Annotated in this window: 22 protein-coding genes; 9 read left to right on the forward strand and 13 right to left on the reverse strand. The window is 60.9% G+C overall.

The genetic code is table 11. The features are described from left to right. Positions 1–6 precede the first annotated feature (6 nt). The 3 genes from ATY79_RS22025 to ATY79_RS22035 all read right to left on the reverse strand — a co-directional run bounded on the left by ATY79_RS22025 (position 7) and on the right by ATY79_RS22035 (position 2,753). Positions 7–762 (reverse strand): ATP-binding cassette domain-containing protein, encoded by a 756-nt coding sequence (locus ATY79_RS22025; protein WP_088704865.1) that lies wholly within the window; start codon positions 760–762, stop codon positions 7–9. Then, positions 759–1,685, reverse strand: a complete 927-nt coding sequence (locus tag ATY79_RS22030; RefSeq protein ID WP_245312430.1) for an ABC transporter permease — start codon at positions 1,683–1,685, stop codon at positions 759–761. The genes ATY79_RS22025 and ATY79_RS22030 overlap by 4 nt, the downstream gene beginning before the upstream one ends. 108 nt (positions 1,686–1,793) lie before the next feature. Further along, positions 1,794–2,753 carry an ABC transporter substrate-binding protein gene (locus ATY79_RS22035; RefSeq protein WP_088704867.1) on the reverse strand — a complete coding sequence of 320 codons (960 nt, stop codon included), beginning with the start codon at positions 2,751–2,753 and terminating at the stop codon, positions 1,794–1,796. 510 nt (positions 2,754–3,263) lie between these two features. Between ATY79_RS22035 and ATY79_RS22040 the strand changes: the two genes are divergently transcribed. Continuing rightward, positions 3,264–3,902: a nucleoside/nucleotide kinase family protein gene (locus ATY79_RS22040; protein ID WP_088704868.1), complete on the forward strand. Its 639-nt coding sequence runs from the start codon at positions 3,264–3,266 to the stop codon at positions 3,900–3,902. 47 nt (positions 3,903–3,949) lie between these two features. On the opposite strand, the gene ATY79_RS31155 is transcribed toward ATY79_RS22040, so the two are convergent. From ATY79_RS31155 to ATY79_RS22090, 10 genes are all read right to left on the reverse strand, one after another. Further along, complete coding sequence (locus ATY79_RS31155; RefSeq protein WP_210421412.1) at positions 3,950–4,570, reverse strand: hypothetical protein; 621 nt, start codon at positions 4,568–4,570, stop codon at positions 3,950–3,952. 474 nt (positions 4,571–5,044) lie between these two features. After that, positions 5,045–6,352 carry an NAD(P)/FAD-dependent oxidoreductase gene (locus ATY79_RS22050; protein WP_088704944.1) on the reverse strand — a complete coding sequence of 436 codons (1,308 nt, stop codon included), beginning with the start codon at positions 6,350–6,352 and terminating at the stop codon, positions 5,045–5,047. 91 nt (positions 6,353–6,443) lie between these two features. Next, on the reverse strand, positions 6,444–7,439 hold the full coding sequence (locus tag ATY79_RS22055; protein ID WP_088704870.1) for an ABC transporter substrate-binding protein: 996 nt from the start codon (positions 7,437–7,439) through the stop codon (positions 6,444–6,446). 112 nt (positions 7,440–7,551) lie between these two features. After that, positions 7,552–8,445, reverse strand: a complete 894-nt coding sequence (locus ATY79_RS22060; RefSeq protein ID WP_088704871.1) for a sugar phosphate isomerase/epimerase family protein — start codon at positions 8,443–8,445, stop codon at positions 7,552–7,554. Between the two features lie 91 nt (positions 8,446–8,536). Further along, on the reverse strand, positions 8,537–9,313 hold the full coding sequence (locus tag ATY79_RS22065) for an SDR family oxidoreductase (RefSeq protein WP_088704872.1): 777 nt from the start codon (positions 9,311–9,313) through the stop codon (positions 8,537–8,539). A gap of 36 nt (positions 9,314–9,349) precedes the next feature. Further along, the gene (gene uxuA / locus ATY79_RS22070) at positions 9,350–10,546 is read right to left on the reverse strand and encodes a mannonate dehydratase (RefSeq protein WP_088704873.1); all 1,197 of its coding nucleotides are present in this window, start codon (positions 10,544–10,546) and stop codon (positions 9,350–9,352) included. Between the two features lie 74 nt (positions 10,547–10,620). Further along, positions 10,621–11,589, reverse strand: a complete 969-nt coding sequence (locus ATY79_RS22075) for an ABC transporter permease (RefSeq protein ID WP_088704945.1) — start codon at positions 11,587–11,589, stop codon at positions 10,621–10,623. 26 nt (positions 11,590–11,615) lie between these two features. Continuing rightward, positions 11,616–13,127 (reverse strand): sugar ABC transporter ATP-binding protein, encoded by a 1,512-nt coding sequence (locus ATY79_RS22080; RefSeq protein WP_348627574.1) that lies wholly within the window; start codon positions 13,125–13,127, stop codon positions 11,616–11,618. A gap of 91 nt (positions 13,128–13,218) precedes the next feature. Continuing rightward, positions 13,219–14,148 carry an ABC transporter substrate-binding protein gene (locus tag ATY79_RS22085; protein ID WP_245312431.1) on the reverse strand — a complete coding sequence of 310 codons (930 nt, stop codon included), beginning with the start codon at positions 14,146–14,148 and terminating at the stop codon, positions 13,219–13,221. A 161-nt stretch (positions 14,149–14,309) separates the two neighbouring features. Further along, positions 14,310–14,984 (reverse strand): aldolase, encoded by a 675-nt coding sequence (locus ATY79_RS22090; RefSeq protein WP_088704876.1) that lies wholly within the window; start codon positions 14,982–14,984, stop codon positions 14,310–14,312. 186 nt (positions 14,985–15,170) lie between these two features. Between ATY79_RS22090 and ltnD the strand changes: the two genes are divergently transcribed. Genes ltnD through ATY79_RS22130 form a run of 8 tightly spaced genes read left to right on the forward strand, consistent with a single transcriptional unit; the run spans position 15,171 to position 22,546 of the window. Then, positions 15,171–16,094: an L-threonate dehydrogenase gene (ltnD, locus tag ATY79_RS22095; protein WP_088704877.1), complete on the forward strand. Its 924-nt coding sequence runs from the start codon at positions 15,171–15,173 to the stop codon at positions 16,092–16,094. A 13-nt stretch (positions 16,095–16,107) separates the two neighbouring features. Further along, entirely contained in the window at positions 16,108–16,887 is a 780-nt protein-coding gene (otnI, locus tag ATY79_RS22100) for a 2-oxo-tetronate isomerase (RefSeq protein WP_088704878.1), read from the forward strand. 1 nt (position 16,888) lies between these two features. After that, entirely contained in the window at positions 16,889–18,154 is a 1,266-nt protein-coding gene (gene otnK, locus ATY79_RS22105) for a 3-oxo-tetronate kinase (RefSeq protein ID WP_088704879.1), read from the forward strand. A gap of 25 nt (positions 18,155–18,179) precedes the next feature. Then, positions 18,180–19,112: an SMP-30/gluconolactonase/LRE family protein gene (locus ATY79_RS22110; protein WP_088704880.1), complete on the forward strand. Its 933-nt coding sequence runs from the start codon at positions 18,180–18,182 to the stop codon at positions 19,110–19,112. 45 nt (positions 19,113–19,157) lie between these two features. Further along, the gene (locus tag ATY79_RS22115) at positions 19,158–20,450 is read left to right on the forward strand and encodes an AGE family epimerase/isomerase (RefSeq protein ID WP_348627575.1); all 1,293 of its coding nucleotides are present in this window, start codon (positions 19,158–19,160) and stop codon (positions 20,448–20,450) included. A gap of 22 nt (positions 20,451–20,472) precedes the next feature. Continuing rightward, positions 20,473–20,904 (forward strand): RbsD/FucU domain-containing protein, encoded by a 432-nt coding sequence (locus ATY79_RS22120; protein WP_088704881.1) that lies wholly within the window; start codon positions 20,473–20,475, stop codon positions 20,902–20,904. A gap of 56 nt (positions 20,905–20,960) precedes the next feature. Next, a complete protein-coding gene (locus tag ATY79_RS22125; RefSeq protein ID WP_088704947.1) occupies positions 20,961–21,713 on the forward strand; it encodes an SDR family oxidoreductase in 753 nt (250 codons plus the stop codon). Between the two features lie 26 nt (positions 21,714–21,739). Beyond that, entirely contained in the window at positions 21,740–22,546 is an 807-nt protein-coding gene (locus tag ATY79_RS22130; RefSeq protein WP_088704882.1) for an aldolase/citrate lyase family protein, read from the forward strand.

Raw genomic sequence — 22,546 nt, forward strand, 5'->3', positions numbered from 1 at the left:
GTTTCCTTATTGTTGTGAGAGGCCGGTGATCGCCTTGAGCAGCGTATCCGGCGTGTAGGTTGATGAAGGCGCATCGGCGACGACCCGTCCCAGACGCAGAACGACGATCCGATCGGTGACCTCAAGGACATGCGGCAAGGTGTGGGAGATAAAGATCACGCCGAACCCCTTCGATTTGGCCTCGCGGATAACTTCAAGCACCTCGCCCGCCTGCCGCGCCCCAAGGTGGTTTGTCGGCTCGTCGAGGATGATCACCTTATTCGCCCACGCGACAGCCCGCCCGATCGCGACGGCCTGGCGCTGTCCTCCCGACAGACGCGCGACCGGCCGGTTGCTCGCCGGGACGGCGATGCCGACGCGCTCGAGCTCGCTCTGAGCCTGCTTGCGCATAGCCTTCTCGTCCAGGAATCCCAGCCTTCCCAGAACTCCCTTGCGGAGGATTTCGCGTCCAAGGAAGACGTTTGCGGAGACGGTCAGATCGGGGGCGATCCCGGAGTCCTGGTAGAGTGTCTCCACTCCCGCCTCCATAGCGTCGTGGGGGGACTTCCATGACCGCCTCTCACCCTGAAGATAGATCTCGCCGGAGTCCGGTTCATGTGCTCCTGAAAGGACTTTCACGAGCGTGGACTTCCCTGCTCCGTTGTCTCCGACCAGACCCACCACTTCCCCGGCGTGCAGCGAAAAGTTCACCCCGTCGAGCGCCACCACCCCCCCGTAGCGCTTACCGACACCACGGACCTCGTACAATGCCGTCGATGTCATGAGCGGCTCCCTCCAAGGCTGAGACCCTGCGCCCAGACAGCGACGGCAATGAGAGCCGCGACGACGATCTGCTGCCAGTTCGGTTGCACACCAATCAGGATCAAACCACTGAGAACAGCCGTGGTAATCAGGGCGCCCACAACGACACCGGTGAGCTTGCCGCTTCCTCCCTGGAGGCTCATTCCTCCAATCACCGCCGCCGCGATCGCACTCAATTCCCCGCCGCGCCCGGAAAGCGGTGAGCCTGAACCGAGACGGAAGTAGACAAAAGCGCCCGCAAGAGCGGAAAGGACTCCGGAAATAAGGTAGATCTTTACCAGATGCCTTTCGACCGCGATCCCGGCGCCGCGAGCGGCGAAAGGATTCGAGCCGATGGCGTATGTCCAGCGGCCGAACCGGGCTCGGGACAGGAACGCCCAGGATACAAGGATCGCCAGAAAGACGACGACAACCGGCACCGTAAGCGCTCCGAAGTAGGTTGCGTTTCCGAGCAGGATGACCTCCTTAGGTGCGCCGGCGATCTGGGTCCCACCAGTTAAAACAAGGCTCATTCCCGCAGCCGCTCCCATCGTCGCGAGAGTGGCGACGAAGGGAACCAGTCGGAAGTACGTGATTAGTAGTCCATTGATCAGGCCGACCACGACGCCGACCCCCATCGCCGCCGACATTCCCAGAGCGATCGCAACCCATGGATCCACGCCAACGGAGTTCGCCGCCCGGATGGTCAAGGCCATTGATACGCCCGAAAGCCCCAGCACCGAACCAACTGAAAGATCGATGCCTCGCGACGCGATCACGAATGTCTGACCAATTGCCATCAGAACAACAGGAGAGAAATCCTGCAACACATTCGCCATCGCTCGGACCGAGAAAAACCTCGGATTGACCGCCGTGAACGCCACGACCATGACGAAAAATAGCATCAGCAAGATCACGTCCTGCCTTCGCACTACATCCCTAAGCCCATGGGGCATCGCTTTCGCTTCCATATCGCGAGACATCTTCCTAGACAGTTGTTGGATTGGATGGCTTCAGTCCGAGTAGACGTTTGCCTTGGTGGTCTCGAAGTTCTCCTTGGTCATCACCACGTTGGGGATCACCACGGACTTCTCGATCTTGTCGGTCCCCTCGCCTGTCAGCTTCGCCTTGGCATACTCAAGGGCAAGTTCCGCCTCTTTCGCCGGCTGCTGCACTACGAGCGCGGTGAACACTCCATCCTGTAGAGCTTCGACCTGTGCCTTGTAAGCATCGTATCCAATCAGCTTGACCTTCCCGACCACGTTGCTGTTGCGCAGTGCGGCAACCGCACCGGTGCCACTGGTTCCATCAATGGCAAAGATCCCGGCGAGATCCGGGTGGTTCAGCAACACGGTATTGATTGCAGACGTCGCGTTCGCCGGCTGGCTGTTGGCATACTCGATCCCGACGATCTCGACGTCCGGGTAGTTTGCCTTCAGCTCTTCGCGGAATCCTTGTTCGCGAAGGGTGTTGGTCGTGGCGCTCGGCGAGCCCGACATGATGAACACCTTGCCCTTCTTGCCAATCTGTTCGGCGAGCGTCTTCGCGGCCTGCCGTCCGCCATCGACGTTGTCGCCCGTGATGTGTGAAGTTAGATAGCTCTGGTCGGTAACGGTGGTGTCGACCGTGATCACCGGGATGTTCCCAGCCTCGGCGCGCGTGACGCTCGGCTGCAGCGAATCCGGATCAGTCGGCACGAGAACGAGTGCGTCGACATTTTGAGCAAGCGCAGCGTCGACGAAGGGCATCTGGGTCTGCGGCGAGTATTCAGACGCGCTTCCCTGCCAAACGAGTTCGATGCCTAACTTGTCAGCGGCGGCCCGCGCTCCCTTCTCCATCGACAGGAAGAACGGGTCGGAAGCGATGCCCGGAATGAAGGCGACAGTGAACTTCTTCTCCTGCGCATGCGCCGCGCAATTGAGCGCGATGAGCGATACGGCGGCCATGGCAAAAATCTTACGAAAACGGCTCATTTTCTCTCCTCCTATGAAATGAGATCGATCTCATTGGCGAAAATAGAGATGTTTTGACAGGAGTCAAGGCGATTCACTTCCGACTTAAATGCCGGGGATTATCTGGCCGCCGCCGTTCCGACGACGCAATCGCCGCGCCCGGTCCATTGTTCAGCGGTCGCAGACCCAGCAGTTGATTGACTACCATGGTACACCAAGGTAGAGATTCCGGGTGGGAGGAGTGAAGAATGACGGAGTTTGTTTGGCGGGGTCTTTCACCGCCCTGCTGGCCTGCACCACAGCGCGGGTAGCGGAAGGCTGCGGCGTGCAGAAACTTCGTTTCGGCCTCCGGAAGTACGGCTTCCCGGTCGCGCTGATCTTTCGCTACACGCCGCATTCTTCGAACTCGCAGGTCAAATCATCTCCACAAAAATGGGAGGCGCCTTTGCGTGGTCGATCCCAGAGAATATCCCCATCTGACGCGGTCACCTTGATGACCGGCGCAAACACCCCGCAGGAGGTTGTCCCAACATGATACCCACTGTTGCTTCGCTCGCCGACGAGGTCGTTCGCCGAGCTCAAGGACTCGATCGTATTCTGGTCGGCATCGCAGGCCCTCCCGGAGCGGGAAAGACCACCCTTGCCGACGCGTTGCGGGACGAGCTAGCCGTACGAGGAGAGCGCGCGGCAGTCCTTCCGATGGATGGCTTCCACATGGACAACGCACTGCTTGATCAGCGCGGCCTACTCAAGGTCAAAGGCGCCCCCGAGACCTTCGACGTCCGAGGACTCTCTGATGTCGTCCGGGCGCTCGCGGTTGCCAATGAGGACGTCCTGGTTCCCATCTTCGATCGTTCCCGCGAAATTGCGATCGCAGCCGCACGAAACATCGCGCTGGACACGAGGATCATTCTCGTCGAAGGCAACTACTTGCTTCTGAACGAGACTCCGTGGAACGTCTTGGACGGTGTGTTTCACCTGACCATCTTTGTGGGTCCTGCCTACCAAGTCCTTGAGTCCCGGCTGCGTCACCGCTGGATTCAGTACGGCTATGACGAAGCAGCGATCGCCGCAAAGCTTTACGAAAACGATCTTCCAAACGGGAAGCGCATTATCGAAAATTCGCGGAAGGCGGATTTCGTCATCGAGGAATTCGAAATCGGGAAGTGATTGGATCCTGCAGTCCGGATGGCGGACGAACCCGAGGTCGTCATGGTCTACGCCACGGCGCGTTTCCGGCAATCGCTAAGTGACCCTTGGACAGTACACGAGCGCACGGAAACGGCATAAGCAGTTCGCCACACCTTCCCTGCTCGGAACGCCATCGCGGTAGAGACAATGCTTGCAACCGGATTGGATTGTGCTGAAATCGTCGGGCCGAGGTCGAACGCCGCCCGGCAAGGCTCGACGCCTACCGCCAGGTGGCGGCCATTCCACGGCGAGCCTTTCCGGCCTCTATTGCTGACCCAAAGCATCAGTGACGGGAAGTCGGCGCGATTCCATTCCAGGACGGTCTGCCAGCCCTCTTCCAGCCGATCCAGGGTGACCCTTCCTGAAGCGTTCGGTACAAGTACGCGGCATTCGGCCGGCTCGGCGAGTGGCAGGCTGGTCAGATCGATTTCCGAACCGTCTCGACAAATGACACCCGCAAGGTTTGGCGAGACGTCGTCGACAAGGAGAGGACAAGGATCCGGATCAGATCCGAGAGGATGAGACCAGACGGTGTCGTGCGGCCCGATGTTCAGTCGCGCCGATCCGGGCTTTAGCGGCAAGCTCAGAATGGGATGGAGAGCGATAGGCAAGAGACAGTCACGCCTCGGCAGCACCTCCAGTTCCAATCGTATCCCAGCATTGGCCGGTCGGAGCCGTCGTCGGAGGGATTCGATTGGCGAATCGTCGGGGTACCTAATTTCCCCAACAAGCCCGCCATTCTCCTTGATGACCGTCCAATCGTGATTTGAGCCGTATCCGTGGGCGGGCACCTCCACACCGGAGGCAGGTGGCCAGCCCGAGGGCAGCCTCCCGGCATCCTCGGTGCCGAACGGAACACAAGGCCACTCTCCGCGCATGCTGCGCAGTATCCCTGGCAGGCTGGGCGAATCCGGCTCCTCGACCCAAGGCGCCGTCGCCAAAGGCTCCACGTATCGACCGTCGGGCAGCCGCAATCGCAAGCCGTCCACCATGCCGCCAAGCGCTTGAAGGCCTGCTTCGCCTTCCTTCCAAATGAGACGAGGTGTCATCGATGTTCCGTTCGGCGCGTAGAGCCGTCTTTGTGTCAATCTTGAGCGAAAGTTCAGAAGGCCGAACGACCTTCAATGTAACTTCAGACGCGGCCGTATGACCCGGTTCACGTGGCCCACGAGTATCAGCGCCAAACCTTTTGCCCAGCCGTGGATCGCAAGCAAATGCATACGATACAACGAAAGATACACGACGCGCGCGAGCCGTCCTTCTATCGCCATCCGTCCGCCGACCAGGTTTCCCATCAGGCTTCCTACCGTTGAGAACCGACTGAGCGACACGAGGGAGCCCTTGTCGCGGTATTCAAACCTCTCGAGGTCTCTTGCGGAAACGATTCCAAGAAGGTTGCGATAGACGGTCGCCGCCATTTGATGAGCCGCCTGAGCCCTCGGCGGTATGGGACGTTCTTGTCCAGCCGGAACCAGATAGCAGCAGTCACCCATCGCAAACACACGCTCGTCCAATGTCGTCTGGAGTGTCGGCCGGACTATGAGCTGGTTGCTTCGCGAGACCTCAAGCCCATCAAGATCCCCAAGGACTCCGGCGCCACGGACGCCTGCTGCCCAGACCATGATGTCGGCAGGCACCTGGCAACCCGAATTCAAGGACAAACCTTCCTGTGTTGCCGCTGTCACGCAGGTGCCGACCAGGATCCGGACGCCAAGCGCCTCCAACTCCGCATGCGCAGCGTTCGCCAGCGGCTCAGGAAGAGCTGGAAGGATTCGTGGCCCTGCTTCGATTAGCGTCACGCGCAGGCGGGATTCGTCGAACACCTCCAGCCCGTAGTGTTTGAGTGCCGACGCCGAATTGTAGAGCTCGGCGGCAAGCTCTACTCCCGTCGCGCCGGCTCCGACGATGGCAACATCGACGAAGGCGTCGGCAGCGGGGTCGGCGGTCATGGTCCGCGAAACCCTTAGGCAATGATTGAGAAGCTTTTGCCGGAATCGGTCGGCCTGGGCGCGGTCCTCCAGAAACAGGCACTGGTCTTTGACCCCCGGGGTGCCGAAATCGTTCGAGACCGATCCTATCGCGATCACAAGGTAGTCGTAGCGCAGGCGATGCCGGCTGATCAGCTCAGTGCCGTCGTCGTCGTGAAGCGGCGCAACGACGACCTGCCGTGAAGCACGATCGATCGACTCCAGGGAGCCGTAGAAGAAGCGGTATCCCCAGCGATGCCCGTGACTGCGATAACCGACCTCGTCGAGGTTCGCATCGAGAGAGCCGGCGGCGACTTCATGGAGAAGTGGCTTCCAGATGTGAGTGCGGTTTCGTTCAACCAGGATTACGTCAAAGTCATCGCGGCCGAGCTTTGCTCCAAGCCGCCGGACCAGCTCGAGTCCGCCTGCCCCGCCACCAACAACGACGATTTGGGTCTTCATGCCGGACGCTCCTGCTTTCAATGGCCGCGTAATGTGATTTTTGGTTGAAGCGGCCGGCATGCCGCGGATGGTCCGCGACATGCCTCGCGATTCACTCCGCAGTCGGATTGAGCAGGTGCTTGTGACGTGGCTCTCCCATGTTTGCGGTGGTAATCAGATTGGCCCCGGTGTCGACATTCTTCTCGATATGCTCGTCCTTGGAGGCTGCATAGGCCGCCTTCACGCCGTCGTAGCCCATGCGGAAAGGATCCTGAACGATCAGGCCATCGATCACGCCACCGGCCAGGAAGCCGACGGTCTTGTCATCGCTATCGAATCCGATCAGCGCGACCTTGTCCTGATAGTTGTTCTCCGCGATCGACTGGCCCGCGCCCTGCGACATCTGGAGGTTCGTGACGAAGATGCCCTTCAAATCGGGTTTTGCCACCAGAAGGTCCGTGGTCATGTTCAGCCCCGTTGTGGGCTGACCGTCAGCGACCTTGTCGGAGTAGAGCTTCAGTTTGGGATACTTGGTGGACAACTCCTCGCGGAAGCCGCGTGCTCTCGCCTCGTCGGAGCCTGAACCAGCATTGGCAACGATCAGTGCAACATCACCCTCGACTTTTCCGCCATTGGCTGAAGCGATCGCTGCCGCCAGACCATCGGCCGCCAGCCTGCCGCCCTGCTCGTTGTCTGTCGTCAGAAACGAAGCGAAAGCCTTCGAGTTTGCAGGAGAATCAATCCCGACGACTGGAAGCGAGCCAGCCGCCTGATCGATCGGCCCGCCGAGGGCGGTGTACTCGATCGGTGCTATCACGACAGCGGTGGCTCCGCTCGAAACGGCGTTCTCGAGCAGGGCGATCTGGCCGTTGATGTCGCTCTCCGACTGAACGCCGAACTCGGGAACGTTGATGCCAAGTTCCGTTTTGGCCTTGCGGGCGCCGGCCAGGACGGTCTGCCAGTACGACGAGGTAATGTCGCGGACGATTACCGGGATCGTGACGTCCTGGGCGCTGGCGCCGCCGGACGTGCCCGACGCGACGGCGAGACCTAGAACGCTCGCGACGAGAAGCGACCGGCTGCTTGTACGATGACGTGAAAACTTCATAACTCTCTTTCCTTCGTTTCAAATGGCAACAGAATGGTGTCCCGCGCGATCGTCGCGCGCGAGCCAGGGCTGAACTTTCTGAATGACTGCGGGAGACTAAGCCGGGCCCGCCTCAGGGCAGACGGCTGCGCTCAGGCTGCCGCAGCGTCTCCTGGGCCGCCTTGATCTGGGCCCGCGTGTACATCAACGCGTGGGTCGCAAGGTCATGGCCGTCCTCCCACAGATTGCGCCAGATGCCCAGGATGCCCTCGAGGGGCTGTCCGACGACCCGGGACGAAAAGCTCTCGAACGTGATCGGTCCGGCATAGCCCGACGAGACCAGCGCGCGGAACACGGCGGCCAGATCGATCGTGCCGGAGCCCATGTAGCCGCGATGGGAATCGCCTGTGTGGAAGTACCCGAGATACTCTCCCGTCGACTTGATCGCCGACGGAACGTCCGACTCCTCGATGTTCATGTGGTATACATCGAGGTGGACCTTCACGTTCGGCGCTCCGATCCGCTTGCAGAGCTCGACCCCCTGCGATGCCGTGTTCAAGACGTTCGACTCGTAGCGGTTCACCACTTCCAGGCCGAGCGTGATCCCGCTCCTTGCTGCAGTCTCCGCGACCTGCTGCAGGACCTCGACCGCCATCGCCACGCCGCCAGTGGTGGTCGGGATCGTGTTTTTCTGAAAGGCGGAGTGCAGGATGCCGCAAACGTGCGTAGCGCCGCAGTCGCGCGCCACAGCGATCGCCTGCTCGAGCTTCACCTTGCCGCGCCTGGCCTTTTCAACGTCCCCGCTCGAGATATCGCTTTCGGCATCCAGCCCCAGCGAGAAGTTGATGCCGATGCCATGCTTTTCGAGAGTCCTGCGGGTGAAGTCGATGTCGATCGAGGCCGGATCGAGAGCCGGAGCCTCGATGAAATCGTAGCCCACTGAGGCCGAATTCGCTATCGCCCGCGCGCATTCGTCATGGCTCCAGCCCGCCTCCCAAACCAATGCATGCACTCCCAGCTTGTTCATGTCCGACCCTCCTAGTCGCTAGGCAAAGCTCCGCCCCGGCGCTCAAGGCGCGAAGAAAAGCGTGTGGTATTGATTCCGGTGACTGGCCGCGTCAGACGACGCGGCTCATTACGTTGCGGCCGAGGAAGGTGTACTTCTCGACATCGTAGACTTGCCCGGTGACTGGCGCCGACATGTCGGACGCCCAGAACACAACGTGGCTGGCCACTTCCTCAGGCAGAAGGATACGGCCGCCGGGAGCGAAGACCGGAGGGATGCTGGATTGCCAGTCGTCGGGACGGCCCTGAGCGCGCTGCGTCTCGATCTCGGTCTCCGTCAGCGTCCAGCCGACATTCAACTGGTTCACCCGGATCCCTTCGATGGCGAGGCCATCGGCTATGTTCCGGGTCATCGTCATCAGCGCGCCCTTCGACATGGAATAGACGAGTAGATCCGGCTGCCCGGAATACGCGTTGACGGAACCGATGTTCACGATGGAGCCCTTGATCCCCTTGTCGCGCATGTGGGCGATGACGCGCCGAGACAGCAGCAAGGGCGATCGGGCGTTGATTGCGAAGATCCGGTCGAAGGCCTCACCGTCCGACGCTTCCAGCTCGGTGCGCGGGAAGATTGCTGCATTGTTGACAAGGACATCCAGACGGCCATGCACCGCAATTGCTTCGTCCGCGATCCTTTCGGCGGCGTCGGATGTTGCGAGATCCCCCTGGATGTACGGGGCACCGCCAACAGCCGCCGACGCAGCTTCTAGCTTGCTCTTCGACGAGCCGTGCAGGATCACCTGCGCGCCCTTGGCTGCGGCATCCTTGGCGGTTGCGAGACCGATACCGGACGATGAACCGGTGATGAGTACGACTTTTCCTTCAAGCATTCTCGTTTCCTTGCAATGCGATACTGTTGAACACAGTTATTGTCCGGCCATCACGGTGTGCGCCCGCATGACGCCGCGGAGCTCGGCAAGACCCTTGAGCCGGCCGATGTAGGAATAACCCGCGTTGACCTTGACGCCCGCCTCCACCTTCGCGATGTCGTCCGCGAGCAGATGGCCGTGGTCCGGTCTCATTGGAATCAGGGCGTCCGCCCGGCCCTCCTCGCGGCGACTCTTCTCCTCGTCCATCAGAGCAAAAACGATCCTCACCATGTCGGAGTCGCCGTCGAGGTGCTCCGCCTCGTAGAAGGAACCATCTGCTTCGCGCGTCGTGTTGCGCAGGTGCGCAAACGCGATCCGCGGAGCGAACTCCTCCACGAGGCTCGGAAGGTCGTTGTCAGGACGTGCGCCCATCGATCCGACGCAGAACGTCACGCCGTTGGAAAGACTCTCATGAGCATTGAGCAGGAACCGGAAGTCATCGGCGGTCGACACGATCCGCGGCAGGCCGAAAAGCGAGAACGGCGGATCATCGGCATGGATTCCGAGCCGAATCCCAAGCTCCTCTGCCACCGGAGCCATTTCCTTGATGAACTCGGCAAGGTTCGCCCGTAGGTCGTCAGCGGATACGCCGTCGAACTGGGCGATCTCCCGGGCGACGCCGTCGCGGTTGTAGGTGTCCTCGCCGCCTGGAAGTCCCGCGATGATGTTCTTCTCCAATAGTCGCTTGGCGTCGTCATCCATCCCCTGGAACCGCCTTTCCGCGCTGGCAACGAGGTCCGTCTGATAGTCTGCAGCAGCGTTCTTGCGGCCGAGGACGAAGACGTCGTAGGCGACGAAGTCGATCATGTCGAACCGAAGGGCGTAGCCTCCGGATGCGAGCGCGAAATGCAGATTGGTCCGCGTCCAGTCCACCACGGGCATGAAGTTGTAGTTCACCACGCCGACACCGGCCGCCGCCAGATGGGAGAGCGTGTCCTTCCATCCGGAGAGCAGCTCGCGATAGGAACCCGTGCGAAGCTTCAGCTCCGTCGGCATCGGAATGGATTCACAGACGGACCAGCGCAGGCCTGCGGCTTCGATCTCGTGCTTTCTCTTGAAGACGTCGTCGCGCGACCAAGCGACTCCGCCCTTGTAGCCGTGGAGAGCCGAGACGATGCCCGTCACTCCGGCCTGCTTTATATAGTCGAGCGTTACCGAATCGCCCGGTCCAAACCACCGCCAGCACTGCTCCATAGGTTATTCCCCCTCGTGATTATCTTGAATTGAATGTGGCATCGGGCACGCATGAACCTTACTGCACTTGCCGTTCACTTCCCACGGCGCCGCAACTGATCGAAGTAGACGATCGCGATGATCAGAAGGCCGGTGATAATCCTCTGCCAGAACGAGTTGACGTTCAGGAGGTTCGCTCCATTGTTGATGGTCGCCAGGATGAATGCGCCGATGAGAGGCCCCTGGACCGAACCGACGGCTCCGAAGAGCGAGGTGCCGCCAATGACGCTCGAGGCGATGGCCTGGAGTTCCCAGCCGTCACCCTGCGTGGCGTTGCCGACGCCGAGGCGGGCTGACAGGAGGACGCCGACGAACGCCGCTGAAACCGCCGACACGCAGTAGGCAAGATAGATGAGCTTCGGAACGCTCACGCCTGACAGGCGCGCAGCCTCGTGATTGGATCCCACGGCGAAGAGATAGCGACCCCACTTCGTATGCTCGAGCAGCACGTAGGCAGGCAGGGCGACAACCACGACCATCCAGAACAGGTTCGGGATGCCGAGGAAGGAGTCGCGGGCGAACTGCGCGAGTCCTTGATGGACTATGTTGATTGTCGAACCATTGGTCATCAGCAGGCCGATGCCCCGCAGGGAGGTCAGGGTCGCAAGCGTAATGATGAAGGGTGGCAGGCCCATCTTCACGATGCCGAAGCCGTGGAAGATACCGATGGCAAGCCCGACCAGCAGTGTGGCCACAATGGCGAGCCAGATCGGGAAACCGGCCTGAAGGAGGGAGGCGATGATGACCGTGGAGAAGCCCACCACGGCGCCGACGGACAGATCGATGCCCGACGTGATGATGACGAAGGTCTGGCCGATGGCGAGAACTGCGATCATCGATCCCTGGCGCAGCAGGTTGGCGATGTTGTTTCCGGTTGCGAACGTGTTAGTGGCGAAACTGAGAAGAACGCAAAGTGCGACCAGAAGGCCGACGAGCGTTAGCGAGAACAACAGGTTGTAGTTCTTTCTCGATACGGGTTTTTCGGTGGATTCGACGGTTGCCAAGGCTTCCTCCTCTCGATTGAACAGCGTCAAACGCCAATGGCGAGCGCTAGAATTTCTTCTTCTGTCTTTTCACGATATGCGTGGGTGCCGACCTGTTTTCCGGTTCGGAAGACGTGCAGCGTGTCCGCCAGCTCGTAGACCTCGGGCAGGTAGGACGAGATCACGATGATCGCCGCCCCACGCTTCAGCAGCGCGCCGAACAGGCGGTAGATCTCTGCTTTTGTCCCGACGTCGACGCCGACCGTCGGCTCGTCGAAGATGAACAACTCGGCGCCGTGGTTGAGCCACTTGCCGATGACCATCTTCTGCTGGTTTCCGCCGGACATGGAGGACGCGAGCGACCGCCGTGACGGCGTCTTGATCGCAAGGTCCCGGATCTGCCTTTCCGCGCGATCGATCTCCTCGCGGTGATTGAGCGTCGGTCCACGCTGGATCCTGTCATAGACGGGCAGATTGATGTTCAGGGAGATCGGTAGGTTGAGATTGAGCCCCTGGTCGCGCCGGCTCTCTGGCGCGAGGGCGATCCCGAGATCAATGGCGGTTCGAACGTCCCGGATCGCGATCGGCTTTCCGTGCCACCGGATCTCGCCCGAAGTGCTGGGATTGCGGCCGAAAAGGCTCATCGCGAATTCGCTGCGGCCCGCGCCAATCAGCCCGTAGAGGCCGACGATCTCGCCTTGCCGGACCGACAGGTCGATATTCTCGAATCCTTTGCCGGTCAGTGCTCGCGTGGACAGAACTTCGTTGCCGAAAGGAACCTTCTCCTTGTGGTAGATCTGCTCGAGCGAACGATTGATCATGAGCGTGACAAGCTCGGCGTTGTTGGTGTCGCCGATGTTTCTCGTCCCGACGAAGTTGCCGTCCCTGAGAACCGAAACTCGGTCTGCAAGCTCGAAGATCTCCTCCATGCGGTGACTGATGTAGACGATCGTCACGCCTTCGGCCTTAAGCCGCCGGATGAGCTTGAAGAGCTGGTCGGCTTCCTGCCGGGTGAGGTATGCCGTGGGCTCGTCGAAGATGAGGAATTTCGTACCGCGCAGGGACGCGCGCGCCGTCGCCACAAGCTGCTGCTGACCGATGGTCAGGGAGTCAAGCTGCGCGCCGGCCGGAATATCGAAGCCGATGTCGTTCAAAATGGCCTGGGCGCGCGTCACCATTTCCTTCTTGCGAAGAAAGCCGCCCTTGAGAACTTCGTCCCCGAGGAAGATGTTGGCCGCGACAGTGAGATGGCGGCAGAGGATCACTTCCTGATGGACGGCATTGATGCCGATGGAGATCGCATCCGCCGGGCTCTCGAGGCTGACCTCGCCGCCCTGCCAGAACATGGAGCCCGACGTCTTCTTCACGACTCCGGTCAGAACCTTGATCAGCGTCGACTTTCCAGCGCCGTTCTCGCCGACGATAGCGTGGACCTCGCCGGGCATGAAGGAAAGCGTTAGCGGCTTCAGCGCGCGAACGGCTCCGTACTGCTTTTCAACGCCTCGCAGCTCCAGGATCGGCGCAACGGCGACTGCAGGCGCAAGTGTTTCAGTTGTCATCATTACACTCCTACGCACCGATCACGAGACGCGGCGCGTCATGGTCAACAAGGAGCGCCCGCCCCCGGGTTTCGGGGGCGGGGCAGTCTTCTTAGTTGATCTTGGGATTCAGCAGCTCCTGGCTGCGCGCGTCCGCGATGTTCTTGCTGGTGATGACGTTGACGCCGGTGTCGATCTTCGCCTCGACCTTCTCGCCCTTCACGACAGCAAGCGCGGTCTTCACGCCGTCATACCCCATGCGGAACGGGTCTTGCACGATGAGTGCATCGATGACGCCGTCCTTCAGGAAGCCGACGAGCTTCTCGTCGCTGTCGAAGCCGACAAGTGCAACAGTGTCCTTGACGTTGTTTTCGGCGACGGCCTGACCAGCTCCCTGGGCCATGATCAGGTTGGACGCGAAGATGCCCTTGATGTTCGGATTGGACGTCAGAAGGTCGGTGGTCATGTTGAGGGCCGTTGCTGCCTGGCCGTCAGCGACCTTGTCGTACACAAGCTTGAGGCTCGGATACTTGTCCTTGAGCTGCTCCTCGAAGCCCTGGACGCGCGCATCCACCGAACCCGAACCCGACAGCGCCTTGATCAGAGCAACTTCGCCTTCGACCTTGCCGCCATTGGCTTCACCGATTGCCGCAGCGAGAGCATCGGCCGCGTTGCGGCCGCCCTGCACGTTGTCGGTGCTGAGGAACGACGTCAGCGCCTTGGAGTTCGGTGCTGAATCGAGGCCGATGACAGGAACCGACTTCGCAGCCTGGTCGATCGGGGCGCCGAGAGCCGTGTATTCCGTCGGTGCGATGACGATCGCCTTCGATCCGCTCGTCACGGCGTTCTCCAGAATGGAGATCTGGCCGTTGATGTCGGATTCTGATTGGGCGCCAAGCTCCGGCACGTCCACGCCAAGGTCCTTGCCCGCCTTTCGGGCGCCGGCGAGAACGATCTGCCAGTAGTACGAAGTCGTGTCCTTGACGATGACCGGAATGGTCACGTCGGCGGCCGCGGAATGAGAGATGGGCGCCGCCATCATGGTCGATGCAAGTGCCGCCAGAATGACGGCACGACGGGTACGCGAAAATTTCAGCATTAAGAACCTCCCAGGTGAAGCAGCCGGCCTGGCTGCGAGAGCTCCAGCGAGCGGGGTGAGTCTTAATGTACGCTACCATGGTAGTCAATCTACTAAACAAAAAATTAATGATGCTCGTGGTCGTGGTCATGGATCTCGGGAAGAGTCAGTCCAAAGGTCGCGACGAGATCGTCCACTTGCTGAGGGGAAAGCACGCGCGGGTTAAGACCCCGGAGCAGCAGATAGAGCTTCGCGGTCTCTTCCAGCTCTTCCGTCGCGAACACCGCGCCTTCCAGGTCCCGGCCACAGACGACTGGACCGTGGTTGGCCAGAAGGACGGAACTGTATTTTCCGGCGAGCCCCTTGATGGCCTCGGCCACGGCAAGGTCGCCCGGTCGATGATAGGGCACGAGCGCGGTGAGCCCCGCACGCATCAGGTAATACGGGGTCAGAGGCGGCAGGGCCGCGGCGGGATTGATCTCGGGCAGCATGCTGATCGCGACCGAATGCGTCGAATGCAGGTGCACGACCGCCTGTGCTTCCGCGACGGTCTCGTACAGCGCGCTGTGTAGCGGGATCTCCTTTGTCGGCTTTGCGCCGGACAGGAGCCGTCCCTCCCCGTCAAGCTTCGAGATTTGTGCGGGATCAAGAAATCCCATCGAGGCGTTGGTGGGGGTCACGAGCCATCCTCCATCGGGCAGCCGCACGGAGATGTTTCCCGAGGAGCCGGGAGTTAATCCGCGCTCGAACAGCGACCTTCCGTACATGCAGATCTGCTCGCGCAGCTTGGTTTCAGACATCCTATCCTCCTGGGTTCTGGCGGCTTGTCCGCCTCGACTTCACGGTCCGGGTACAAACTTGTGCCCGAAACCGCTTGGCAAACGCTCCGATTTCGATTACTACATCGACTACCATGGTACTAGACTCTTTCAAAGCCCTTTGCTTGATCGCAGTGCCATTCAGTCAGAATATATGGAGGAGACATCATGTCCGGTCGCGTTCAAGGCGAGCCCACGAAGGTAGCCGTAATCGGTCTGGGTTCGATGGGGTTCGGCATGGCCGAGTCGCTGCTGCGCGCGGGTTTCGCAGTGTCGGGATGCGACGTCGCTGACCCAGCGCGCGAGCGTCTTCGTTCGGCAGGCGGCACGCCTGCAACAACACCGCGCGAGGTCGCCGATGGCGCTTCGATCGTGGTTTCCGTCGTCGTAAATGCAGCCCAAACCGAGCAGGTCCTGTTCGGGAAAGCCGGCGCGATCGAGACCATGCAGCCGGGTTCGGTGTTCATCTCTTCAGCGACGATGTCACCTGCAGACGCAGAGCGCCTTGCCGCAAGGGCGGAGGAGAAGGACGTTCTGTTTCTCGACGCGCCTATCTCAGGCGGGGCGAAGCGAGCGGCCGCTGGCGAGCTCACCATTATGGCCTCTGGCGAGCCTGAAGCATTCGAAAGATCGGAGGCAGTACTCACCGCCCTGGCCCAGAAGGTCTACCGTCTGGGCGACAAGCCGGGCGTCGGTGCATCGGTGAAGATGATCAATCAGCTTCTTGCCGGGGTCCATATCGCGGCAGCCTGCGAGGCGATCGCCCTCGCCTCTAAGCTCGGCCTCGATCTCTCGACCGTCTACGAGGTCATCACCGCATCCGCGGGCAACTCTTGGATGTTCGAGAACCGGATGCCACACGTCCTCGAAGGCGACTACCGCCCGCTGAGCTCGGTGGAAATCTTCGTGAAGGACCTTGGCATCATCCAGGACATGGCTCGCTCGGAACGCTACCCGGCTCCTATCGCCGCTGCGGCATTGCAGATGTATCTGGCCGCGTCGGGCGCCGGAATGGGCAAGGACGACGACTCTTCGGTCGCACGCATCTATGCCCAGCTCTCCGGCGCAACGCTCCCCGAACTTAAGAACTGAGAGGTTGTGCCGCATGCCAAAGTTCGCTGCAAATCTGACGATGATGTTCAACGAGGTTCCGTTCGCCGACCGCTATGAAGCGGCTGCGGCCGCAGGATTCGGTGCCATTGAATGTTTGTTCCCGTATAGCATCCCCGCTGAACGGCTGTCGGACATGATCAAGTCTCTGAACCTGACGCAGGCGATGTTCAACCTTGCTCCCGGCGACTGGGACTCCGGCGAACGCGGCATCGCCGCCTTCCCGGATCGCTTCGACGACGTGAAGGCCAGCGTGGAGGTCGGTCTTGAATACGCCGAGGCGACAGGAGCGACGCGGCTTCATCTGATGGCTGGCCTGGCACACAGGAACGATCCCCAAGCTGCCAAATCCTACAGGCGCGCCGTCGAATACGCAGCCGGCCGGTTGAATGAACGCAACCTCGTCCTGCTTCTCGAGCCGATCAATCCCCGGAGCATGCCGGGCTACTTTCTGAACGACTTCGTTCTCGCGGAGCAGACGATCGCCGAGGTCGGCCTTCCGAATATCAAGCTGCAATACGATATTTTCCACCGCCAAATTATGCATGGCGACGTCGTCCGGTCGTTCGAACGCCTGCTTCCTGTAATTGGGCACGTACAGATCGCAAGCGTGCCCTCCCGCAACGAACCCTGCGGCGAAGAACTCAACTACCCCTTCATATTTGAGACGATGGATGCCGCTGGCTACGACGGCTTCGTAGGATGCGAGTACGTCCCGGCAAGAAAGACGCTCCAAGGCCTCGCCTGGTTCGAACCGTTTAAGAGGAGGAACTGACATGCCAGCAATGATAGCGGCAATTGCCGACGACTATACCGGTGCCTCCGATCTGGCCAACACCTGGAGAAGAAACGGTCTGAGAACAATCCAGACGATCGGCGTGCCGACGTCGCTCGACACGTCCGGCGCCGATGCGATCGTGGTCTCGTTCAAGATTCGATCGGTTCCCGCGGAGCAAGCGGTCGCGGCGGCCACCGAGGCGTACTCGTGGCTTCGTTCGATCGGCGTCCGGCATGTGATGTACAAGGTGTGCTCGACCTTCGACTCCACAGATCGAGGAAATATCGGACAGGTCACCGATGCGTTGCGCAGCCTCGCGAACGCCGGTCATACACTGGTCACTCCCGCCTTTCCGGAAACAAAGCGTACCGTCTACAAGGGACATCTTTTCGTCGACGAAGTTCCGTTGAACGAGAGCCCGCTGAAATACCACCCGCTCAATCCGATGAATGATGCGAATCTTGTGCGGGTCCTTGCAAAGCAGTCCAAGGATTCCGTCGGGCTACTTGATCTTGCGACGATCCGCGCCGGAAGCGAGGCGATCAATAAGAAGCTGCGCCTGCTCGAGGGCGCTGGCACCCGCTCGATCATTGCCGACGCGGTCGCGGAGTCCGACCTTGAGGCACTCGGCCGCATAGCCATCATGTCCCCGGTCTCGACAGGGGCCTCGGGACTGGGACTCGGGCTTGCGCGCGCGGTGGCGAGCGAAGTCTCCCCGGATCCCGAAGCGGCATCCGGAAGCGTATCCGTGCAAGGATTCGCTGCCATCGTCGTCGGTAGCTGCTCCGCCCGCACCCTCGAGCAGATCGCGGAGGCCGAAAAGGTCATGCCCGTGCTCCGACTCGACTCGGATCGGCTCGTCTCGAGCGACGGCGACGTTACTGAGGCCATCGATTGGGCGCGGGAACGGCTTTCCGGGGGCCCGGTACTGATCGCCGCGAGCGCTGATCCCACCGTCGTTCGCGACATCCAGCACAAGTATGGCTGGCCGAGGGCGAGCCACGTCATCGAAACTGCATCCGGGCGGCTGGCTCGTGCGCTGGTCGATAGTGGCGTCCGCAGACTGATCGTCGCGGGCGGCGAGACGTCCGGAGCAGTCGTCGACCATCTCGAAATTCCCGGCTTCCGGATCGGCGAGGAGATCGCGCCAGGCGTGCCGGTTCTCAGAACAGTCGGCTTCGCGGGTGGCGAGCTTTCGATGGCCCTCAAGTCGGGCAATTTCGGCGGCGTCGACTTTTTCGAGCAGGCTCTTTCCAAACTTTGATCGTCCTCTGGAGGAGGCAACCCAAATGTTATCCGAATCTTTTGAAGTCATCGATCCGCGCTTCACTTCGCTCGTTTTCGAAAACGTACACGTGGAGAAGCTCTGGACCGGCGCCCGCTGGACCGAAGGCCCGGCCTACGTGGCCGCAGCCAAGCACCTTCTGTTTTCGGACATTCCGAACGATCGCGTGATGCGCTACGACGAGGTAAGTGGCACCGTTTCAGTGTTCGAAACACCCTGCGGGTTCCAAAACGGACGTACCGTAGACCCGCAGGGCCGCGTCGTCGCGTGCGAACATGGCGGACGACGGGTCTCCCGCCGCGAGCACGACGGCACGGTCACGGTGCTCGCATCTTCTTACAACGGAAAGAAGCTCAACTCGCCGAACGACGTCGTCGTCCGCTCGGACGGATCGATCTGGTTCACCGACCCCACCTATGGCATCGACAGCGACTACGAGGGCCATATGGCCACGTCGGAGATCGGCGGTTCCAATGTTTACAGGATCGATCCAGAAAGCCGCGAGATAGCCGCGGTCGCGACGGATTTCGCAAAGCCTAACGGCTTGGCGTTCAGCCTCGACGAGAAGCAGCTCTACATCTCAGACACCGGGCTGAGCCATGATCCGGACGGCCCGCACCATATCCGCGTCTTCGATATTGCCGCGAGCGGTCGCGAGCTGTCGAACGGTCGGGTCTTCGCGACGTGCGACGCAGGTGTATTCGATGGCTTCCGCCTGGACTGCCTGGGCAACATCTGGGCGAGCGCGGGCGACGGCGTCCACTGCTTCGCTCCCGATGGAACTCTGCTCGGCAAGATCAAGATACCCGAGGCCGTCGCAAACGTCGACTTCGGCGGCATCAACCGAAACCGTATCTTCATAACGGCGACGCAGAGCCTCTACTCCGTCTACGTCCGGGTTAACGGTGCCCGGAACCTCGCACGTCGCGTCGGCTGACCGCCGCCCGAAAAGTCAACCAACATACCGAACACGAGATTCCCTATGACTGACCTCTCCAATCCTAGCTGGATCGGCATGACCGGCCTCCGCTACGTCGAGCGCGACGCACATCGCCACTGGCTGCTTTCCCAGACTCGCTCGCTCTTCGACTTCTTCCAGTACACCGCCTTCAACACCAAGGGCGGGTTCTCGACACTTGCAGACGACGGCCAGCCCAATCCTTCCGAGCCTGGTCACGTGGGTGCACTGCGCCAAGTGCATGACATCTCCCGCATGGTTCACTGCTTCTCTGTAGCCCACCTGCTCGGCCTTCCAGGCGCTGACCGCAATGTCGATCATGGCATGGATTTCATATGGAACCGCCATCGTGACGCGAAGAACGGTGGCTACTTCTGGGGCGTCGACGACGAGAAGGCGACGCATCCAAACAAGCTCGCATACGGCCACGCCTTCGTCATTCTCGCGGCGTCCTCAGCCAAGGTGGTGGGCCATCCCGACGCGGACCGCCTGATGTCTGACATCCTTGAGGTGCTCGACAAACGCTTCTGGGACAAATCGGTGGGAGCGACGAAGGAAGAGTTCGCAGCCGACTGGAGCGACATCAGCGACTACCGCGGCCAGAACTCCAACATGCACCTGACGGAAGCCCTGATGGCTGCATATGAGGCGACCGGCGACCGACAACTGCTCTCGATGGCGGAGAGCATCGCATCGCTCATCATCAACCGCCATGCGCGCGAACAGGGCTGGCGCGTCGCCGAGCACTTCCGTGGCGACTGGTCCGTCGATCTCGACTATGCCGGCGATCCGATGTTCCGGCCGAAAGGCACCACGCCCGGTCACGCTCTCGAATGGAGCCGTCTCCTCGTGCAGCTCTGGGAACTCGGAGGCCGTACACACGACTGGATGCTTGAAGCGGCCAAGGGTCTGTTCATCAAGACCGTCGAGACCGGCTGGAACAACAAGGTCGGCGGCTTCTACTACACGCTCACCTGGGACGACCTCCCCGACCGCAACGACCTCTACTGGTGGCCATGCGCCGAAGGCGTGTGCGCGGCTGCCGTTCTGGGCGCAGTCGACGACGACCCGCGCTTCGAAGAGTGGTACCGGAGAATCTGGGGCTTCGTGAACAACTATTTCATCGACCGTCGTCCGGGAACTGGCGGCTGGATTCCGGAGCTTGACGAGCAGCTTCGTCCAGTCAACCGCGTCTTCATCGGACGCCCTGACCTCTACCACGCCGTTCAGTCCTGCCTCATCCCCCTTCTCCCATCAAGCGGCAGCATTACCCGCGGCCTGCTGGGCGACGGCGCCAAGTCGATCCTGAAAGCCTAACGAAAGTCATCCGGAAACAGCCATGCTCAAGGGTATCTCCAATCTTCTGACACCGCAGCTTCTCCATGTCCTGCAGGCCATGGGACACGGCGACGAGATCAGCATTGTCGACGGCAACTATCCCGGCGAAAGCGCCGGCCCGAAGCTCGTCCGTCTCGACGGTCACTCTGCCACGGACGTTCTCGACGCGATCCTGAGCGTCATGCCGCTCGACACGTTCGTTAAGGATCCAGCGGTCGGCATGGACGTCGTCGGCGAAGTCCCCGAACTGCCGCCAATCCTTGCGGACTTCGAGGCGATCATCAAGAAGCACGAGCCCGCGATGAGCCTCTCAGTCGTCAAGAAGCCCGACTTCTATCCGCGCGCAAACAAGGCCTACGCGATCGTGCAGACGAGCGAGGCAAGGCTCTACGGCAACATCGTACTGAAAAAGGGCGTCATCTTTCCCGCCTGATGCGGGAAGCGGTGACCACGATGGTACTCTTCCAGAAAGTCAAAGGAGGAAAGAACATGATCAAGTCGCTCAATGGAACTAACGTCGTGGTCAGCGGTGCCGCGGGTGGCGTCGGCCGCTCCGTCGTGGCCAAGCTACTCGAACTCGGCGCAAACGTGTGCGCAACGGACATCACCGATGCCGTGAGCGAGCTGAAAAACGGTTCGGCCAACATCGAGACCGTCGTGGCGGACGTCACGAAGAGCGCAGACGTCGACCGTATTTATGAAGTCGCCGAGAAGCGCTTTGGAACAGTCGACACGCTGGTCAGCAACGCAGGATTCATCATCTCGAAGTCCGTGCATGAAACGTCTGAAGACGAGTGGGACAGCGTGCTGGACGCAAATGCCAAGTCATTCTTCCTGATGTCCAAGCGCGCCCTCCCCGGAATGATGAAGAGCGGCAAGGGCTGCATCGTCGCTACTGGGTCGATCTCCAGCGTCGTAGGCCTACCCTCGCAGGCCGCCTACTGCGCGAGCAAGGGGGCGCTCCTCCAGCTCGTTCGTCAGATGGCGATCGACTACGCAAGTAGCGGTATCCGCGTGAACGCAGTCGGTCCCGGCTCCATCGACACGCCCTTCCTTCGGAAATATCTTGACGGCTTGGCAGATCCGGCAGCGGGTATGGCCGAAATCAAGGCTGCGCATCCTCTCGGCCGATGGGCCGAGCCCGATGAGGTCGCGGACTCGATCGTCTTCCTTTGCTCTCCGGCAAGTTCCTTCGTAACGGGCCAGATCCTCATGGTCGACGGCGGCTACTCGGCCCGCTGACCGACATTCTGACAGGAGTTCCAAAAGTGATACCGAACACAGCTAAAGCTGCCCTCTCGAACAACAAGTCGCTCTTCGGATGCTGGATCCAGTTGTTCAACCCCGCAGTCGCCGAGATGATGGGTCTCTGCGGCTACGACATCCTGATGATCGACATGGAACACGGCCTCGGTTCGGTGGTCGACGCGGCAAACGTTATGCGGGCCGCCCGCGGGACTGGTGCCGCCTCGCTTATCCGTCTGCCAGCCAACGACCCGGTGATCATCAAGACCTTGATGGATCAGGGCGCCGACGGAATCATGGTGCCGATGGTCGAAACGCCTGAGGCCGCACAGGCCGTTGTGTCCGCATGCCGCTACCCTCCAAAAGGCGTCAGGGGCCTCGCCGTAGGCATCGCCAGAGGATCGGACTACGGCATCAACGAGCGCTACGTGGACACCGTCGACGATCACACGCTGGTGATCTGCCAGATCGAGACCGTTCTCGGCGTGAAGAACGCGAAGGCGATCGCCGAGATCGACGGCGTGGACATGCTGTTCATCGGCCGCAACGATCTCGCAGCCGACTCGGGTCACATACTTGATCTGGACCATCCGGAAGTGAACGCACTTGTGGATGAAGTCCTTGCGGTCGCGAAGGCGGCTGGCAAGAAGATCGGAACTGTCCCGAGTGCCGGAAGATCCTGGCAGAAGCTCCTGGACGAGGGCTTCGATCTGGTGATCCCGTCGAGCGACATTTCAATCCTCCGGATGTTCGGCCAGCAGGAGGTCGCCTCCTATCGTGCACATGTCGGGGCCGAACAGGCTAAGGGAAGCATCGCCAAGGGCTACTGA

The organism is Rhizobium sp. R693 (assembly GCF_002211315.1).
Classification (GTDB): Bacteria; Pseudomonadota; Alphaproteobacteria; order Rhizobiales; family Rhizobiaceae; genus Rhizobium.

Coding starts and splice junctions, on each gene's coding strand:
- ATY79_RS22110 (WP_088704880.1), top strand. CDS start 18,180: ATGTTATCCGAATCTTTTGAAGTCATCGATCCGCGCTTCACTTCGCTC.
- ATY79_RS22090 (WP_088704876.1), bottom strand. CDS start 14,984: ATGTCTGAAACCAAGCTGCGCGAGCAGATCTGCATGTACGGAAGGTCG.
- ATY79_RS22060 (WP_088704871.1), bottom strand. CDS start 8,445: ATGAACAAGCTGGGAGTGCATGCATTGGTTTGGGAGGCGGGCTGGAGC.
- ATY79_RS22120 (WP_088704881.1), top strand. CDS start 20,473: ATGCTCAAGGGTATCTCCAATCTTCTGACACCGCAGCTTCTCCATGTC.
- ATY79_RS22125 (WP_088704947.1), top strand. CDS start 20,961: ATGATCAAGTCGCTCAATGGAACTAACGTCGTGGTCAGCGGTGCCGCG.
- ATY79_RS22055 (WP_088704870.1), bottom strand. CDS start 7,439: ATGAAGTTTTCACGTCATCGTACAAGCAGCCGGTCGCTTCTCGTCGCG.
- ATY79_RS22035 (WP_088704867.1), bottom strand. CDS start 2,753: ATGAGCCGTTTTCGTAAGATTTTTGCCATGGCCGCCGTATCGCTCATC.
- ATY79_RS22025 (WP_088704865.1), bottom strand. CDS start 762: ATGACATCGACGGCATTGTACGAGGTCCGTGGTGTCGGTAAGCGCTAC.
- ltnD (WP_088704877.1), top strand. CDS start 15,171: ATGTCCGGTCGCGTTCAAGGCGAGCCCACGAAGGTAGCCGTAATCGGT.
- ATY79_RS22115 (WP_348627575.1), top strand. CDS start 19,158: ATGACTGACCTCTCCAATCCTAGCTGGATCGGCATGACCGGCCTCCGC.
- uxuA (WP_088704873.1), bottom strand. CDS start 10,546: ATGGAGCAGTGCTGGCGGTGGTTTGGACCGGGCGATTCGGTAACGCTC.
- ATY79_RS22080 (WP_348627574.1), bottom strand. CDS start 13,127: ATGACAACTGAAACACTTGCGCCTGCAGTCGCCGTTGCGCCGATCCTG.
- otnK (WP_088704879.1), top strand. CDS start 16,889: ATGCCAGCAATGATAGCGGCAATTGCCGACGACTATACCGGTGCCTCC.
- otnI (WP_088704878.1), top strand. CDS start 16,108: ATGCCAAAGTTCGCTGCAAATCTGACGATGATGTTCAACGAGGTTCCG.
- ATY79_RS22085 (WP_245312431.1), bottom strand. CDS start 14,148: ATGATGGCGGCGCCCATCTCTCATTCCGCGGCCGCCGACGTGACCATT.
- ATY79_RS22050 (WP_088704944.1), bottom strand. CDS start 6,352: ATGAAGACCCAAATCGTCGTTGTTGGTGGCGGGGCAGGCGGACTCGAG.
- ATY79_RS22030 (WP_245312430.1), bottom strand. CDS start 1,685: ATGCTATTTTTCGTCATGGTCGTGGCGTTCACGGCGGTCAATCCGAGG.
- ATY79_RS22065 (WP_088704872.1), bottom strand. CDS start 9,313: ATGCTTGAAGGAAAAGTCGTACTCATCACCGGTTCATCGTCCGGTATC.
- ATY79_RS22040 (WP_088704868.1), top strand. CDS start 3,264: ATGATACCCACTGTTGCTTCGCTCGCCGACGAGGTCGTTCGCCGAGCT.